Genomic DNA, 14,841 nt, shown 5'->3' with positions numbered 1-14,841 from the left:
CGACGGGACTAGCGGGGGCAGAACTCGGCCGCCAGGATGCCGTTGAGGCTGTACATCTCCCACAGGGGCCAGTCGCCGTTGTAGTTCAGCGCGATGGCGTGCGAGCCGTCCTGGGTGGCGTACAGGTAGCTGAAGGAGCCGAAGGCCGCGCCGTTGTGCCCGTACAGGACCACCGTGCTGTCGTCGGCGCAGGTGAGGGTCCGGCGCGTGAGCCCGAGCCCCACGTCGGCCTGTGCGGACTTCCAGGGCCGGGCGGCGTACCAGTGCCCGGGCGTGGCCGCGTCGCCGGAACTGACCGTGCTGATCGCCGGGTTGACGATGCACTCCGGCCAGGTGAGTGCGGGGTCGCACGGGATGCCCGGCAGGCCCGGGCCCGGGGTGCCGACGCGGTTCGGGTTGAGCTGCGTGCGCATGGCGGTGAGCTGCTCGGCGGGCAGCAGGCGACCTCCGAGGAGGGCCCGGATGAAGGTGATCAGGTCCCCGGTGGTGGAGACGATGGCGCCGGCGGCCCCGCCGATCGAGGGGTTCCAGTCGGCGGCCGGCCGCGAGAGGTGCCCGAACACGCCGCGGGGGCGCAGGTAGTTGGTGTAGAACGCGTCGTGCGGGCCGGGCAGCACCGGGTCCGAGCCGGGGAGCACGGTGTGGGCGAGGCCGAGGGGCCGGATGATGCGCCGGTCGACTTCCTCGGCCCAGGGGCGTCCGGTCACCTTCTCGATGATCATCCCGAGCAGGATGAGGTTGGTGTTGCCGTACGCCATGCTCGTGCCCGGCGCGAACTGCGGCCCGTGGTTGGCGCCTTCGTCGACCAGCTGCTGCGCCGAGTGGTCGGGCAGGCCCGGGAAGCTCGCGCCGGCCGTGGCCAGGAAGCTCAGGTCGGCCAGGTAGTTGAAGACGCCGCTGGAGTGGGACAGCAGGTCCTTGACGGTGATGGGCGGCTTCCCGGGGCCGGGCGGGTCGAAGCAGGTCCAGGTGGCGGGGTTGCACCCCTGCGTGGCGTTGGTCTTCAGCACCGGCCCGAGCAGCCCGAACACGTCGTCGGTGAGCCGCAGCCGGCCCTCGCCGACCAGCTGGAGCGTGGTGGTGGCGACGAAGAGCTTGGTGATGGACCCGGCCCGGTAGGGCCGGTCGGGATCCCGGTCGGGCACCCCGGTGTCGCTGCGGGCCGTGCCGGTCCAGTCGGTGCCGTCGCGGTGCACGCGGGCGATGATCCCGGGGATGCCGTCCCCGCCGGCGGCCGTGCCGGCCTCCGCCCGCATCGCCGCGAGCAGCGCCTCGTGGGCGGCCGCGGTACCGGTGGCCGTGCCGGTCACGGTGCCCGTTCCGGCCTCCGTCTGTGCCACCGCCGCCGTGCCGGGCAGCCCCAGTGCCAGCACCAGCGCGGCGGTTCCGCCCGCCAGCAGCCGCCGCAGGCCGCTCCCCCGTACCGTCCCCGTGGTCCTCACGCGTCCCCCTCGTGGTCACCCCCGCACCCGGTGCACGGCGGCGCGCGCAATGTACGGAGTGGACGGGCAGAGGGGAAGGGGGCGTCTAGGCGGCCGGGCGGGGGCGGTGGCGGCCCTGGTGCGAGACCATACGGCGCAGGACCCTGCGGTACGAGCGCCGCAGCAGGCGCAGCGGGTGCGGGCGGCCCGTCGGCCGGGCCCCACCCGGCGCGACGAGGGGCACGCGCGGCATCAGGAAGCGGTCGCCCTCGACGTCCAGCTCGCAGAGGAAGTCGCCGCCCAGGTTGCCGAGGGTCACGGCGACCGGCCGGGGCGGCTGCCCGGGCAGCTCGGCCCGCAGGACGGTCACGCCCTGCTTGGGCACCCGTCCCTGCCGTACGACCTTCCCGTCGACCAGCACCTCGACGTGCCCGCCCGCGCGCCCCAGCACGACGCTGACCGAATGTCCGTCCTGGTCCAGGTGGAAGCGCGTACGCGGGGTCCTGCCCATGCCTCCAGCGTAAGCGGGGACGGCGGCGGCCGCCGTCCCCGCGGGCCCGCTAGCCCTCGAAGCCGTACGGGCGGGTGATGATCTCCATCCCGTGCCCGGCGGGGTCCTTGAAGTACAGGCCGCGGCCACCGTGGTGGTGGTTGATCTCGCCGGGCTGCTTCAGGAAGGGGTCGGCGTAGTACGTGATCTCCCGCTCGCGGATCCGGGCGAAGGCCGCGTCGAACTCGTCGTCGGAGACGAGGAAGGCGTAGTGCTGCGGCACGATCGACCCGGCGGGGATGGCGGCGAAGTCGAGGGTGACGCCGTTCGCGGTGTCGACGGGTACGAACGGCCCCCAGGCGGTGCCCACTTCGAGTCCGAGGACGTGGGCGAGGAACTCGGCGGACGCGCGGTTGTCCAGCGCGTGGACGATGGTGTGGTTCAGCTCGACTGACATGTGTGGAGTGCTCCGTAGGGCATTCTCACGGGCACCTCCATGCCTCACCCGGTCGGTGACCGACACGCGATGCCGTCCTTCGACCCTAGGCGCTCGCCCCGGCGGGGGCGAGCGCTTTTGCGCCCCCGGCGCACGCACCGGGCCGGCTCGGCGCCGGTGCCGTGTCACACGTCGCGCCGCATGAAGACGCGCGGCCACCTGTCCAGGCCGTGCTCCGCCTCCCGCGCCAGGACGTCCCGCTGCCCGGGGCCGAGCGCGGCGGCGTCCACCGGCCGGAAGCCGCAGCGGGCGTAGTAGGGGGCGTTCCACGGCACGTCGGCGAAGGTCGTGAGGGTCAGGGCGGGCACGCCGTCCGCCGCCGCCCGCCCGGCCAGGTGCTCCAGCAGGGACCTCCCGATGCCGCGGCGTGCGCTGTCGGGGTGCACCGACACCTGCTCGACGTGCAGGTTGCCGTCGACGCGGTCGGCGATCAGGTACGCCACGGGCGCGCCGGGCCCGTCGACGGCCACCCAGGCCAGCCCGGCCCGCCGGTACCGGTCGAGTTCGCCGAGCGGCAGCGGCTCGTCGTCCGCTATCTCGGGCATGCCGACGTCACGGAAGCACCGTCCCGCCGCCCTCTCGATGTCCTGGAGCAGGGGCAGTTCGCCGGCCCGGGCCTCTCGGATGCGCATGGCTCCATTGTCCCGGGCCGGCGGGACGGCCGCGAAGGATTTCCGGTCCTCGCGGCCGCCCGCCGGGGCGTCAGGTCAGGGGCGCCTTGCCGCGCAGCACGGTGAGGAACTCCCGCATCCAGACCGGGTGGTCGGGCCAGGCTCGGGAGGAGACGAGGGTGCCGTCGACGATCGCCGCACCGTCCTCGAAGACGGCGCCCGCCGCGCTCATGTCCAGCTCCAGCGCGGGGTACGCGGTGACCCGCCGCCCGTCGAGGGCGCCGCTCGCGGCGCTGATCAGCGGGCCGTGGCAGATCTGGGCCACGGGCTTGTCGCCGGTGGCGAACGCGGACACGATCCGCCGGACTTCGGGGTCGTTGCGCAGGTACTCGGGTGCGCGGCCGCCGGGCAGCACGAGCGCGACGTACTGCGCCGGGTCGACCTCGGCGAAGGCCAGGTCGGCGGGCCAGGTGTAGCCGGGCTTCTCGGTGTAGGTGTCGAAGCCGTCCTCGAAGTCGTGCACGACGAAGCGGAGCTTCTTGCGCGACGGTGCCGCGATGTGGACCTCGTACCCCTCCTCCAGCAGCCGCTGGTAGGGGTAGAGGACCTCGAGCGACTCCGCCGCGTCGCCGGTCACGATGAGGATCTTCGCTGCCATGGGCTGCTCCCGCTGCTGGGGCGACGACGAGGGACCGCCCCCACGGTGCCCCCACCCGGAACCTTTGCCAAGAGGGCCTCTGACTGGGCCCGGCACGACCGCCGGGGGTCGTGCCGGGCAGGGTGGGTCAGGAGGAGGGGGCGAGCAGCTTCTTCATGCGGGCGATCTCGGCGGACTGGGTGGTGATGACGGCCTCGGCGAGCTTCTTCGCCTCGGGGTGCCTGCCCTGGGCCTTCTCCGTCCGGGCCATCTCGACCGCGCCCTCGTGGTGCTTGACCATCAGCTCCAGGAAGGCCTTGTCGAAGGCGGCGCCGGAGGACTTCTCCAGGTTCGCCATCTCCCCGGGGGTCATCATCCCGGCCATGCCGTGGCCGGCGTGCTCCATGGCGGCGCCCTCCTGCGGCACCGGCTCGCCCCAGGCCCGCAGCCAGCCGGTCATGGTGGCGATCTCCGGGTCCTGGGCCTTCTTGATCTCTCCGGCGAGGGTCTTGACCTCCGGGGAGGCGGCGCGCGTCCCGGCGAGTTCCGCCATCACGACGGCCTGGCGGTGGTGCGGGATCATGCCGGCCGCGAAGACGGCGTCGGCGTCGTTGTGCTGCCCGGTGGCCGCCGGAGCGGCCGGGGCGGAGGCGGAGGGGGTGGTGCTGCCGTGGCCCGTGTGGCCCCCGGCGGTGGAGCCGTCGCTGCCGCAGGCGGCGAGGAGCAGGGCGGCCGCGGTGGTGGCGGCGGCCAGGGCGGTGCGGCGGACGGTGGAACGGTTGCTGGTCATGGTGGTACGGCTCCTGTGCGTGTGCGCGGGCCCGGGCGTGCCGGGGCGGCCCCGCGCGTGGGTGATGGGCGTCGGAGCGGGCGCCGACGCCGGGGTTCGGGGTGCCGGGCGCGCCGCGGGGACGCCTATATGCGCAGGAGCTGTAGTTCGCTGAGGGAGGGCGGGGCCCGTCCGCCGCGGTCGGCGCACGCCCCGCCGAGGGGCCCGCCGCCGGGTCCGGCGCCGGTGGGCGCGAGGCGTACGGGCACGAGTGCCGGCAGCGCGGGGCCGTGGCTGGTCCCGGCCGCCGCACAGGTGGCGTCGGCGTGCGCCATGTGGCTCCCGCCGTGCCCGTGCCCGGCCCGGGCACACGCCTCGCCCCCACGAGTTGCGTCGGCCCGGTGGCCGCGCGGCGCGGCGGCGGCCGGTACGGCACGGTCGCCGTCCGTCGCAGCCACCCCGTGCCCGGAAGACCGGACCGCCGCGCCGTTGTCCGCGTGGTCCGCCGCGGCAGCGGATACGCCGCCGCCGGACGGGCCCTGGGCCTGGGCCCGCACCGCACTCCCTGCGACACCCGCGGCAGCGTGGGCGGACTTCCCGTACGAGGCGGCGGCAGGCACGACGGGCGGGCCCGGGGCCCCGACCGCCGGCCCGTGCCCGGCCTCGGCATACGAGGTGGCGGTCGGCAGGAGGGCCCGGACCGCGAAGGCGACCGCACGCCGGGGAACACCTGGGGCGGCGGGAGCGGCCTCCCCGTGAGACGTGGTGACGGACACATCGGACGGTCCCGGGGGCCGGACCGATGTGCCCGCGGCGACGTGGGCGGCTTCCCCGTGCGTCGCCGCAGGAACGGCGCCGACGAGATCGCCGGTGCGCTCCTGCCCTCCCGCGAGCGGGCCGCCGGGGACTGAGGAAGCGGCTCTGCCGGCCTCCGCACCCGTGACTCCGGTGACGTGACCGCACGGGGGCACCGCGCCGAACGACCGGCCCGCGCCACCGGAACCGGTGGCGACGGGAGCATGGACAGTGGCCGCAGCGGTGGCGGGGTGGGCGTGCGCCCGGACCGGCACCTGCGGCAGGGCGTGCATCGCGAAGACCCCGGCGAGCACCGCCAGCACGAGCAGCACGACGCGGGACCCAACGGGGGTCCTGGTCGGGCGGCTCGGCGCGATGATCACGTCGGCCATCGTAGGCGGCCTCCCGGATCGCCGCGTGACCGGCACCGCCGTACGTCACGTCGCCCCGCCGGGACCTCCGCCCCGGCCCGGACGCACGACGCGTGCGGACGTCGCCGCAGGGGGTCCGAGCGTGCCGGACAGCCCCCGGCTCCGGCACTGGGGCAGCACCCGGCGGCCGGTGGGCGCCATACGGGCGGCCGTGCCCGGTGCCGCCGGCCGGAGCCGGTGGCGCGGCGCCCGGGAAGGGGCGCGGAGCCGAGGCCGGGGCCGGGGCCAACCCGAAGCCGGGGCCGGCGCGGAGGCAGCGCGGAGCCGAGGCCGGGGCCAACCCGAAGCCGGGGCCGGGGGGCCAGTCCGGAACCGGGGCCAGCCCGAAGCCGGGGCCGGGGCGTGCGCGGAGCCGGGGCCGGGGCCAGCCCGGGGCCGGGGGGCCAGTCCGGAACCGGGGCCGGCGCGGAGCCGGCGCTGGCGCGGAGCCGGCGCTGGTCAGGAGACGGCTGCCCTCCCCGTGGCCGTCAGCGCACGGCCGCCACCCTCACACCGCGCGTTCCATGCAGACGAGCCGGTCCCGCTCGTCCCACGACTCGGTGACGGTGAATCCGAGCCGCTCGTACAGGGCGATCGCGCCCGTCCGCCACTGCCAGACCGACAGCCGCACCGCGCTGACGCCGCTTTCCGCGGCGTGCTCCAGCGCGGCGCCGACCAGGCCCGCCGCGACGCCCCGTCCCCGGAAGGCCGGGTCCGTCCAGAGCCTCTTGACCTCGGCCCGCCCGTCGGCGGAGGCGGTGACGACCAGGCAGCCCACGGCGGTGTCCCCGGTCAGCGCCAGCAGCACCACGTCGTCGGCGAACGCGGCCCGCGGATCCGCGATCTCCGCCCGGTAGCGGTCCGGCAGGCCGTCCACGCCGGCGACGGTCTCGCCCTTCTCCGCCTGCGTCTGCAGGTGGTAGGCCGCCAGCAGCTCCGCCGGACCGTCCTGGCCCGAAGGTGCCCGGTCCGGCCAGCGGACGATGGAAACCTCGCGTTGATCCGTCATGGCGTGAGCATCGCACGGCGCGTCCGGTCGACCGCCACGACGGTCAGCGGGCGCCCAGGCGCGAGCGGCGGGGGTTGCTGACGCTGCGGCGGGGGGCCGGGAGGGCTTCGGTGCCGGAGAGGAGTTCCGGCGTCCGCAGGCCCAGGCGGCGGCGGAGTTCGCCGAGCGCCGCGTGGAGCGGGGCCAGCACCGCCTCGGCGTCGGGGTGCGCGGAGCCCAGCGCGAGGGCGGTGGTCTCGACGGCCTCGATGGCGTCCTCGGCCGCTTCGCCGCCCCACGCCGCCGCACCCACCGCGTCGTGCAGGTGGCACGCCGCCTCGGCCAGCACTCCGGCCCATTCCCCGGTCCCGGCACCGGTCCGTCTCGCCAGCACGTCCATACCGGTGTCAACGACCGACACCCGCCCGGGGAACGGCCGGCGGGTCACCCCTCCTCGGCCCGCTCCCCCCGTTCCCCGCCGCGCAGGGCGCCCAGGTAGACGCCCAGGAGGATCAGCGGGGTGCCGAGGAGCAGGGAGGCGCTCAGCGGCTCGTCGTCCAGCCAGGCGGAGGCCAGGATCGTGACGGGCGGGATGACGACGAACACGTACGCGGCGCGGGACGGGCCCCAGTGGTCGATCACGATCAGGTAGCAGACGAAGGTCAGCACGGAGCCCGCCAGCACCATGTAGGCGATGGCCCACCAGGTCGCGGCCCGCTCGGGCAGCACCCAGTTCTCGTCCGCGGCCAGCGAGCCGGCGAACAGCAGCAGCGCGCCCGCCGACATGCCCACGGCGTTCATGGTCACGGGGTGCACCCGGGGCACCCGGTTGACGAGCACCGCCGCCTCGGCGAACGACAGCACGGACCCGAAGACGGCGAGCAGGGAGAGCACCGGTACGGACGCCTGGAGCGGCGCCCGGGAGATCACCGCCACCCCGACGGCGGCCAGGACGGTGCCGACGCCGGCCGCCACCCGGAAGCGTTCCTGCCGCTGCACCACGGCGAGCAGCAGCGTCACGAGCGGCACCAGGGCGAGGATGGTCTGGCCCAGGCCGGCGTGGATGTGGACGAGGGCGTAGTAGGCGAGGGCGAAGGTGACCCCGAAGTTCAGCGCGCCGAACAGCGCCGCCCCTGCGAGGGCCCGCCCGCGCGGGAACCCCAGCCGCATCACCGCCATCGCGGCGACGAGGACCAGGGCGGCGGCACCGAAACGCAGAGCCGCGCCCCAGAGGGGGTCGAGCTCACGATTGCTGAAGCGCACGCCGACCGCGTTCCCGCCGCCCAGCAGGCAGCACCCGGCGAACGCGGCGAGCGCCACCCGGTCTCCGCCACGCAGCACCCGGTCACGGTAGACGGCCCGCGGGCACGGTCACATGTGACACTCCGCAGTGACATGTGACCGTGCACCACACGGGCGCTCCCCCGCCTACCCGCGCCGGCCGGACGTGAGCGCGACGATGAAGAACGCGGAGGAGGCCAGGGAGGCCAGGGTGCGGACGTGGTTTCCCGCGGTCCAGACGCTCAGGTAGTCCCGCCAGGCCGCCGCGCTGGCGGGGGCGTCGGGGTCGAGCAGGGCGAGGGCGTCGTTGCGCGGGATGTGGAAGGCGACGGTCCAGACGAACGAGCCGATCAGGTAGACGAGAGCGCCCGCGAGGAGCCAGCCGGAACCGGCGGCCTTCCAGTGCGTGACGGCGTAGATCCCGGAAGCGACCGAGAGCCCGGCGGCGCCCATGAAGGCGCCGAGGAACCAGGGGTTGATGACCGCGACGTTGACCGACTGCATCGCGGCGATCCCCTGGTTCGGCGGCAGGGCGCCGAGGGCGCGCATCACGCCGGTGGAGAAGGCGTAGAAGACTCCGGCGACGACGCCCGACGCCAGGGCCGAGGCGAGTACCAGCGAGAACGAGAACCTGTTGTCCATGGGGTCCATGACATCGGGCGGGACACGCGGAAGAAATGGTTCAGACACTCGGATCCGTACGCGAGGCGCTCTCCCCGGGAAGGCCCGGCCCTCCGGGAGGCCGTCCCCTGCCCCGGCCGGTCAGGCCCGGGTGTACGACAGGCGCACCACGCCGTTGCCGAAGGTCTGGGTGTCCACCAGCCGCAGCGCGGTGAGCGTGTCCGTGTCGGGGAACGGCGACCGGCCGCGGCCGATCAGCACGGGGTGGACGTAGATGTCGTACGCGTCGATCAGCCCGAGCCGGGAGAAGGTGGCGGCCACGTCCGCTCCGCCGAGGACCAGGTCGCCGTCCGCCCGGGCCTTGAGCTCCGCCACCTCGGCGGGCACCACGTCCCGCCTCACGGTGGTGTTCCAGTCGGCCCGTTCCAGCGTCCGCGAGTACACCGTCTTGGGCATGTCCCGCCAGATGCCGGCGAATTCCGCGACCGTCGCGGGTGCGTCCGGATCGGCGTCGGCGGCCGGCCAGAAGTCGGCCATCAGCTCGTACGTGACGCGTCCGCTGAGGAATCCGCCCATGCCGCGCAGCCGTTGGTTGAAGTAGCCGTGCAGCTCCTCGTCGACGCGGTGCCAGTCGATCTCGCGGTTCGGGCCCTCGAAGTAGCCGTCGAGCGATACCGACATCATCATGATGATCTTCCGCATGGGGACCTCCCGGGAATCCCCCCGCCGCTGCCGTGGCCGCACACGATACCCGTGGCACCCGGGTGAGAATGGGAAGGTCCGGGCGAGGGAGGCGGGGTCGGATGCCGAGGAAGGACCTGCGGCCGCACCAGCGGGAGGCCGTCGACGCGGTGCTGCGGGCCCTGGAGCCCGGGCCCGGCGCCCGGCTGCCCGCGCGGGGGCTGCGCACCCAGGTGGTGATGGCCACCGGTTCCGGCAAGACCCTGGTGGCCGCGCGTGCCGCGGAGGAACTCCGGGCGCGCCGCACCCTGGTGCTCGTGCCCTCGCTCGACCTGCTGACGCAGACGGCCGCGGCGTGGCGCGAGGCGGGGCGGCGCGGTCCGGTGCTCGGCGTGTCGTCGCTGCGCGAGCGGGAGGTGGGGTTCCGGAACACCACCTCCGCCGAGGAACTGGCCGCCTGGGCGGTGCGGCACGAGAAGGCCACCGTGTTCGCCACGTACGCGTCGCTGGGGCTGGGCACGATCGAGCGCGCCCACCGGGCCGGGCTGCCGGCGTGGGACCTGGTCGTGGTCGACGAGGCGCACCGTACGTCGGGGCGGATCGGCAAGGCCTGGGCCGTGGTGCACGACAACGCGCGCGTCCCGGCCGCGCGCCGGCTGTACATGACGGCGACCCCGCGGCTGTGGCAGGCCGGGGAGGACGAGGGCGGCGCTGGGGAGACGCCTCCGGAAGGGCCACCGCACCGGGGCGAGTTGGTCGCGTCGATGGCCGACGACCCCGAGGGGCCGTTCGGCGCGGTGTGCCACCGGCTGACGCTCTCGGAGGCGATCGACCGCGGGATCGTGGCCCCGTACCAGGTGGTGTGCGTGGACGTCACCGATCCGGCGTTCCAGGCGGCGTTGCTGCTGGGGGCGGACGCGCGGTCGGACGCGGTGCGCGGGGCGCGGCTCGCCGCGCTGCAGACGGCGGCGGTGAAGGCCGCCGCGGAGGAGGGACTGAGCCGGACGCTGGTCTTCCACCACCTGACCAAGGAGGCGGAGGCGTTCGCCGCCGGGCTCCCCCGGGTCGCGGGACGGCTGCGCGCCGCGGGCGGCGGCGAGGAGGCGCGCGGCGGACGGAAGGGGCGCGGCGGGCGGGCTGCGGCCGGCCGTCGGGCGGCCGCCGGGCCGTCGTACCCGCGGGAGGTGTGGGCGGACTGGCTGTGCGGCGAGCACAGGCCGCTGCACCGGCAGCGGGTGCTGCGCGAGTTCTCGGGTGCGGGGAACGCCTTCCTCAGTTCCGTGCGCGTCCTCGGCGAGGGCGTCGACACGCGGGCGTGCGACTCGGTGTTCTGGGCGGACCTGCGCGGCTCGATGCCGGACCTGGTCCAGGCGGTGGGCCGGGCGCTGCGGATCCGGCCGGGCGAGGGCAAGGTCGCCTCGCTGGTCGTGCCGGTGCTGCTGGGTCCCGGTGAAACCCCGGACACGATGCTGACCTCGAAGGCGTACGGGGACCTCGCGCGGCTGCTGGAGGCGCTGCGGGCCCATGACGCGCGGGTGGTGGAGGGACTGGCGCAGCCCCAGGCGCCGGGGGCGTACCAGCCGACCGGGCGCGGGGCGGGCGAGGGCGGCCGCGGTGGGGTGAGCGGTCCGGCGCGGGAGCTGCTGAGGTTTTCGACCCCGCGGGATCCGGCGGCGCTGGCCGCGTTCATCAGCCTGCGCGTCCTGAGCCCGGAGCGTTCGCACTGGACGCGCGGGATGGAGGCGGCCGGGTGGTACGCCCGGCTGGCCGGCGACCTGCGGGTGCCGTTCGGCTTCCGGGTGCCGGGGCGGGTTGAGGAGCGGGGCGTTCAGGAGCGGGGGGTCCGGGAGCGGGCGGGGGCGACGGGTGCGGCCGGTGTCGCACCGGTCGGCGCGGAGGGTCGGGGTGTGCCCGGGGAAGGGAGCGGCGCGGCCGCGGTGACCGGGGTGGCCGGGGTGGCCGGGGCGAGCGCGGTGGCCGGGGCGGGCGCAGTGGCCGGTGTGACCGGCCTGGCCGGCGTGGCCGAAGCGGCCTCGGCGACCGGCGCGACCCCGAGGGCCGAGGATGCCGACGCGGCCTCGGTGTACGACGCTTCCGCGTGGCCCGCCCCGCTGGCCGGGTTCCCGTTGGGCCAGTGGATCGCCGACGCCCGGCGGGCCCGTAAGAAGGGGGCGCTGTCCGCGGACCGGGCCGCCCGGCTCGACGCGCTGGGCATGGTGTGGTCGCACTTCGACGTGGCCTTCGAGGAGGGCCTATCGGCCGCGCGGGGCTGGGCGGCCGAGCACGGGCACCTCCTCGCACCGGCGGACGCCACCTGGCAGGGCCACCCCCTCGGCGTGTGGCTCAAGAACAACAGGGCGGCGGCGCGCCGGGCGCCCGGGTCCCCCGGGGCGCTGCCGGAGGAGCGCGTCGAGGCGCTGGAGGAGATCGACCCGGCCTGGTGCCCGGCGTGGTCGGTGGCGTGGCAGCGGTGCTTCCGGCTGGCCCGGCTGCACGTGGAGGCGGGCGGTGAACTCCCGGCGGAACCGGGCGCGCTGGTGGTCCAGGGCGAGGACCTGGGCGCCTGGCTGCGGTCGCAGCGGCTGGCCTGGGAGCGGCTGTCGATGGCGCAGCGGTGGATGCTGGAGCACGTGCTGGGGGCCGGGCCCCTGCGGCCGGAGGAGCGGCCCCGTGAGCGGACGCCGCAGGCCCTGAAGTGGGCCGCGAACCTCGCCGCCGCCCGGCAGTTCCACCACCGTGAGCGGCACCTGAACGTCCCGCGGGGCCATGTGGAGACCGTCGCCGGGGTCCCGTACCGGCTGGGGGCGTGGGTGGCGAACGCCCGGAGCCGTGCGGCGCGGCTGACGCCGGAGCGGGTGGCCCAGCTGGAGTCCCTCGGCATGCGGTGGGCCGGGGAGCCGGCCGGGACGCCGGTGCGCCGCGGCTGACAGCGGCCGCGTGGCCGGGCCCGAGTGGCCGTGCCTGCCGGGGCTCCGGGAACCGTGCCCGCCAGGGCTCTGGGAGCCGTGCGTGCCGGGGGTCAGGGAGCCCTGCGTGCCGGGGGTCAGGAGGCCATGCGCATCCGGAGGGGGACGTCGTCCGCCAGCCGGAAGGCGCCGTCCTCGCGGTGCACGTAGCCCTCGTGGGAGAGGGTGCGCAGCAGGTGGTAGGTGGTCGGGAGCGGGATGCCGGTCATCCGGGACAGGCGTTTGGCGGTGGCTGACCCCTCGGTGTGCATGGCCTCGACGAGGCGCAGGGCGCGCTGGACGGAACCGATGAGGGTGCCGTCCTTCGGGGTGTGGGCGGTGTCCATGTGTGCTCCCCCAGATCGTGTGCGAAGCGGACCCGGGGTCCTCCGGGCACCACATGCGTCTCTGTGCGGTCAAGGCGGGTCATATGGCGGCCGACCCGCCGTAAATAGGACCCTACGATCATCGGGCACCCGATCCTCCGGAAGCCCAGCCGTCTTGGCGGGGATCATGCCGCGTCAGAACCGTCCGAAACCCGAACCCCGTCGCCCAAAGTGACGGTCTGATACACGACCGATACACACCGTGTCCATTCATGGCCATGGCTTCACGGTCTGTTGACCATGGCCGGAAAGGGCACCCGGCGTGGAATCGGACACGTTTTTGACAGGTCCCCCCATGCGCGAGGCCGGTCCCGGCCTGCGGGACCGGCCACGGGCGCGGTCGGGGTGCCCTGGGCGGCGCGGACTCAGTCCACCGTGAGCAGCCGGGCCACCATGGTGTCGATCAGCTGCTCCGAGGGGAACTCGGCGAGGATGTCGGGGGCGGTGAGGTCGTCCACGATCAGGCCGAGCATGGCCAGGTAGAGCAGGACGACGCCGATCCGGTCGCCGGGCAGTCCGGAGTCCAGGTGGAAGCCGATGTTGCCCTGGAGCTGGGCGCCGAGGAACCGGGTGAGTTCGGTCCCGAGTTCGGGACGCCGGGTGGCCTCCAGACGCAGTTCGAGCATGGCGATGTGCACGCTCCGCTCGCGCCGCATGCGGGCGAGGAGCTGACGGAGCAGCACCCCGGTGTCGAGCGGGCCCTGGAGGTCGGCCTCCTCGGGGAGGAGTCGTTCGTGCGTGCGGACCAGCACCTGGCCCAGCAGCTGGGCGCGGTTGGCGAAGTAGTTGGACGCGGTGCCGACCGGTACGCCCGCCTCGGCGTCCACGGCGCGCAGGGTCAGGCCGCGCGAGCCCTCCCGGGCGAGGACCTCGATGGCTCCGTCGAGCAGCGCGGCACGGCGGGCCGGGTTCTGGCGCATGGTTCCTCACGGCGGGGTCGGGCGAGCGGGGCGGTGCCGGGCCGGGCGGCCCGTAGCACTGCATGTGCAGTGATCAGCCGACACGGTAACCCATGCGCTCCCCGGGCGCCGCCCCGCCCCTCCCGCTCCCCCGCCGGCCGTGACACGCTGCGCGGATGGAAAGGATCATCGAGGAGATACGCGGTGAACTGGCGGGCCGGGTGGCCAGGACCGCCGACGAGCTCGCCGCCCGGCTGCTCGCCGAGGACCCCGCGTACGCCGCGCTGCTGGACCACGAGGAGCTGTTCGAGCGGATCCACCGCAACCTCCGCCAGGCCCTGGAGGGCATGGAGCTGGTGGCGCGCGGGCTGCCGCCGGTGGTGTCCGACGCGGCGGCCACCGGCACCCTCCGGGCCCGGCAGGGGCTGCCGCTGGCCTCGTTGCTCAACAGTTACCGGCGGGGCGGCCGGATGCTGTGGGGTGCCCTCACCGAGACGGTGGCCGCGCACGACCCGGCGGCGCTGCCGCGGCTGCTGCCGGCCGCGGCGATCCTGTGGGACGTGCTGGAGCGGATGACGGACGCGGTCACCGCCTCGTACCGGCTGATCGAGGCCGACCGCGCGGCGCGGGACCAGGAACGGCGCCACGCGCTGCTGGACGCCCTGCTCGACGGCACGGGCACCGCCACCGGACTGGTCTCCGAGGCCGCGGCGGGGCTGGGCCTGCCGGAGCGCGGGCGGTTCGCGGTGGTGGTGCTGGCCACGGACGGTACGGGCCCGGGGCGGCCGGTGCCGGAGGCGGGGGCGGCCGGGCCTCGGGTGCTGTGGCGGCTGCGGGCCGACCGGGAGGTGGGACTGGTCGAGCTGGGCGCGTACGGGCCGGCAGCGGTACGGGAGTTGCTGGCGCCGCTCGGGGTACGGGCCGGGGTGAGCCCCGTGGTCGGCTCGGCCGGGGAACTCGCGCGGGCGCGCTGGCTGGCCGAGCTGGCGCTGCGCACCACCGCGGGGGCGGGCGTGCCGGAGACCGCGGTGCTGGACGAGCGGCTGCCCGCCGCGCTGGTGGCCGCGCAGGGCGAACTCGCGGACCGGCTGCGGGCCGTGGTGCTGGGGCCGGTGCTGGCCCTGGCACCGGAGGACGGGCGGGTGCTGCTGTCGACGCTGGGCGCCTGGCTGGCCGCCGGGGGCTCGGCGGCGGAGGCGGCGCGGCGGCTGTTCTGCCACCGCAACACGGTCTCCAACCGGCTGCGCAGGCTGGAGACCCTGACGGGCCGTTCCCTGGCGGATCCTGCGCAGGTGGTCGAACTGGCCCTGGCCCATGCGGCGGTGACCCTGCGCGGCACCGGCGGCGGCCCGGAGGCGGGAGAGGGCGGGAGCGGGAGCGGGTTGCGGGGAGGGGACCGGGCCTGACGCCC

At 75.5% G+C, this 14,841-nt stretch carries 16 protein-coding genes; 2 read left to right on the top strand and 14 right to left on the bottom strand.

The window, feature by feature from the left end; translation table 11 throughout:
- Window positions 1–8: 8 nt before the first annotated feature.
- From ACIQUQ_RS03765 to ACIQUQ_RS03710, 12 genes are all read right to left on the bottom strand, one after another.
- Window positions 9–1,442, bottom strand: a complete 1,434-nt coding sequence (locus tag ACIQUQ_RS03765) for a serine hydrolase domain-containing protein (RefSeq protein WP_403970950.1) — start codon at window positions 1,440–1,442, stop codon at window positions 9–11.
- An 85-nt stretch (window positions 1,443–1,527) separates the two neighbouring features.
- Window positions 1,528–1,932, bottom strand: coding sequence for a hypothetical protein (locus tag ACIQUQ_RS03760; protein ID WP_403970948.1), 405 nt, complete (start codon window positions 1,930–1,932; stop codon window positions 1,528–1,530).
- Window positions 1,933–1,981: 49 nt separating this feature from the next.
- Window positions 1,982–2,368, bottom strand: coding sequence for a VOC family protein (locus tag ACIQUQ_RS03755; protein ID WP_403970946.1), 387 nt, complete (start codon window positions 2,366–2,368; stop codon window positions 1,982–1,984).
- A gap of 164 nt (window positions 2,369–2,532) precedes the next feature.
- Entirely contained in the window at window positions 2,533–3,039 is a 507-nt protein-coding gene (locus tag ACIQUQ_RS03750) for a GNAT family N-acetyltransferase (RefSeq protein WP_403970944.1), read from the bottom strand.
- A gap of 70 nt (window positions 3,040–3,109) precedes the next feature.
- Window positions 3,110–3,676, bottom strand: coding sequence for a DJ-1/PfpI family protein (locus ACIQUQ_RS03745; protein ID WP_403970942.1), 567 nt, complete (start codon window positions 3,674–3,676; stop codon window positions 3,110–3,112).
- Window positions 3,677–3,803: 127 nt separating this feature from the next.
- Window positions 3,804–4,445 (bottom strand): DUF305 domain-containing protein, encoded by a 642-nt coding sequence (locus ACIQUQ_RS03740; RefSeq protein ID WP_403970940.1) that lies wholly within the window; start codon window positions 4,443–4,445, stop codon window positions 3,804–3,806.
- Window positions 4,446–4,570: 125 nt separating this feature from the next.
- Window positions 4,571–5,602 carry a DUF6153 family protein gene (locus tag ACIQUQ_RS03735; RefSeq protein WP_403970938.1) on the bottom strand — a complete coding sequence of 344 codons (1,032 nt, stop codon included), beginning with the start codon at window positions 5,600–5,602 and terminating at the stop codon, window positions 4,571–4,573.
- Between the two features lie 535 nt (window positions 5,603–6,137).
- Entirely contained in the window at window positions 6,138–6,638 is a 501-nt protein-coding gene (locus ACIQUQ_RS03730; RefSeq protein WP_403970936.1) for a GNAT family N-acetyltransferase, read from the bottom strand.
- A 43-nt stretch (window positions 6,639–6,681) separates the two neighbouring features.
- A complete protein-coding gene (locus tag ACIQUQ_RS03725) occupies window positions 6,682–7,038 on the bottom strand; it encodes a hypothetical protein (protein WP_403970934.1) in 357 nt (118 codons plus the stop codon).
- 23 nt (window positions 7,039–7,061) lie between these two features.
- On the bottom strand, window positions 7,062–7,958 hold the full coding sequence (locus ACIQUQ_RS03720) for a DMT family transporter (RefSeq protein ID WP_403970932.1): 897 nt from the start codon (window positions 7,956–7,958) through the stop codon (window positions 7,062–7,064).
- Between the two features lie 87 nt (window positions 7,959–8,045).
- Window positions 8,046–8,540, bottom strand: coding sequence for a DUF1772 domain-containing protein (locus ACIQUQ_RS03715; RefSeq protein ID WP_399942481.1), 495 nt, complete (start codon window positions 8,538–8,540; stop codon window positions 8,046–8,048).
- Between the two features lie 120 nt (window positions 8,541–8,660).
- Window positions 8,661–9,221, bottom strand: a complete 561-nt coding sequence (locus tag ACIQUQ_RS03710; protein ID WP_403970930.1) for a dihydrofolate reductase family protein — start codon at window positions 9,219–9,221, stop codon at window positions 8,661–8,663.
- A 101-nt stretch (window positions 9,222–9,322) separates the two neighbouring features.
- On the opposite strand from ACIQUQ_RS03710, the gene ACIQUQ_RS03705 reads away from it, so the two are divergent.
- A complete protein-coding gene (locus ACIQUQ_RS03705; RefSeq protein ID WP_403970928.1) occupies window positions 9,323–12,127 on the top strand; it encodes a Helicase associated domain protein in 2,805 nt (934 codons plus the stop codon).
- A gap of 116 nt (window positions 12,128–12,243) precedes the next feature.
- Here the strand turns inward: ACIQUQ_RS03705 and ACIQUQ_RS03700 are convergent, their stop codons facing one another.
- Window positions 12,244–12,492, bottom strand: coding sequence for a helix-turn-helix domain-containing protein (locus tag ACIQUQ_RS03700; protein WP_403970926.1), 249 nt, complete (start codon window positions 12,490–12,492; stop codon window positions 12,244–12,246).
- A gap of 404 nt (window positions 12,493–12,896) precedes the next feature.
- The gene (locus tag ACIQUQ_RS03695; protein WP_403970924.1) at window positions 12,897–13,451 is read right to left on the bottom strand and encodes a TetR/AcrR family transcriptional regulator; all 555 of its coding nucleotides are present in this window, start codon (window positions 13,449–13,451) and stop codon (window positions 12,897–12,899) included.
- A gap of 155 nt (window positions 13,452–13,606) precedes the next feature.
- Between ACIQUQ_RS03695 and ACIQUQ_RS03690 the strand changes: the two genes are divergently transcribed.
- Window positions 13,607–14,836, top strand: a complete 1,230-nt coding sequence (locus ACIQUQ_RS03690; protein WP_403970922.1) for a PucR family transcriptional regulator — start codon at window positions 13,607–13,609, stop codon at window positions 14,834–14,836.
- The last annotated feature ends 5 nt before the right edge of the window (window positions 14,837–14,841 follow it).

The organism is Streptomyces sp. NPDC101118, from assembly GCF_044759445.1.
Taxonomy (GTDB): Bacteria; Actinomycetota; Actinomycetes; order Streptomycetales; family Streptomycetaceae; genus Streptomyces.
Note: the sequence above shows the minus strand (reverse complement) of the source record. Positions and strands in the feature narration are given on the sequence as shown.

Coding starts and splice junctions, on each gene's coding strand:
- ACIQUQ_RS03760 (WP_403970948.1), bottom strand. CDS start 1,932: ATGGGCAGGACCCCGCGTACGCGCTTCCACCTGGACCAGGACGGACAT.
- ACIQUQ_RS03755 (WP_403970946.1), bottom strand. CDS start 2,368: ATGTCAGTCGAGCTGAACCACACCATCGTCCACGCGCTGGACAACCGC.
- ACIQUQ_RS03750 (WP_403970944.1), bottom strand. CDS start 3,039: ATGCGCATCCGAGAGGCCCGGGCCGGCGAACTGCCCCTGCTCCAGGAC.
- ACIQUQ_RS03745 (WP_403970942.1), bottom strand. CDS start 3,676: ATGGCAGCGAAGATCCTCATCGTGACCGGCGACGCGGCGGAGTCGCTC.
- ACIQUQ_RS03740 (WP_403970940.1), bottom strand. CDS start 4,445: ATGACCAGCAACCGTTCCACCGTCCGCCGCACCGCCCTGGCCGCCGCC.
- ACIQUQ_RS03730 (WP_403970936.1), bottom strand. CDS start 6,638: ATGACGGATCAACGCGAGGTTTCCATCGTCCGCTGGCCGGACCGGGCA.
- ACIQUQ_RS03715 (WP_399942481.1), bottom strand. CDS start 8,540: ATGGACAACAGGTTCTCGTTCTCGCTGGTACTCGCCTCGGCCCTGGCG.
- ACIQUQ_RS03710 (WP_403970930.1), bottom strand. CDS start 9,221: ATGCGGAAGATCATCATGATGATGTCGGTATCGCTCGACGGCTACTTC.
- ACIQUQ_RS03705 (WP_403970928.1), top strand. CDS start 9,323: ATGCCGAGGAAGGACCTGCGGCCGCACCAGCGGGAGGCCGTCGACGCG.
- ACIQUQ_RS03700 (WP_403970926.1), bottom strand. CDS start 12,492: ATGGACACCGCCCACACCCCGAAGGACGGCACCCTCATCGGTTCCGTC.
- ACIQUQ_RS03695 (WP_403970924.1), bottom strand. CDS start 13,451: ATGCGCCAGAACCCGGCCCGCCGTGCCGCGCTGCTCGACGGAGCCATC.
- ACIQUQ_RS03690 (WP_403970922.1), top strand. CDS start 13,607: ATGGAAAGGATCATCGAGGAGATACGCGGTGAACTGGCGGGCCGGGTG.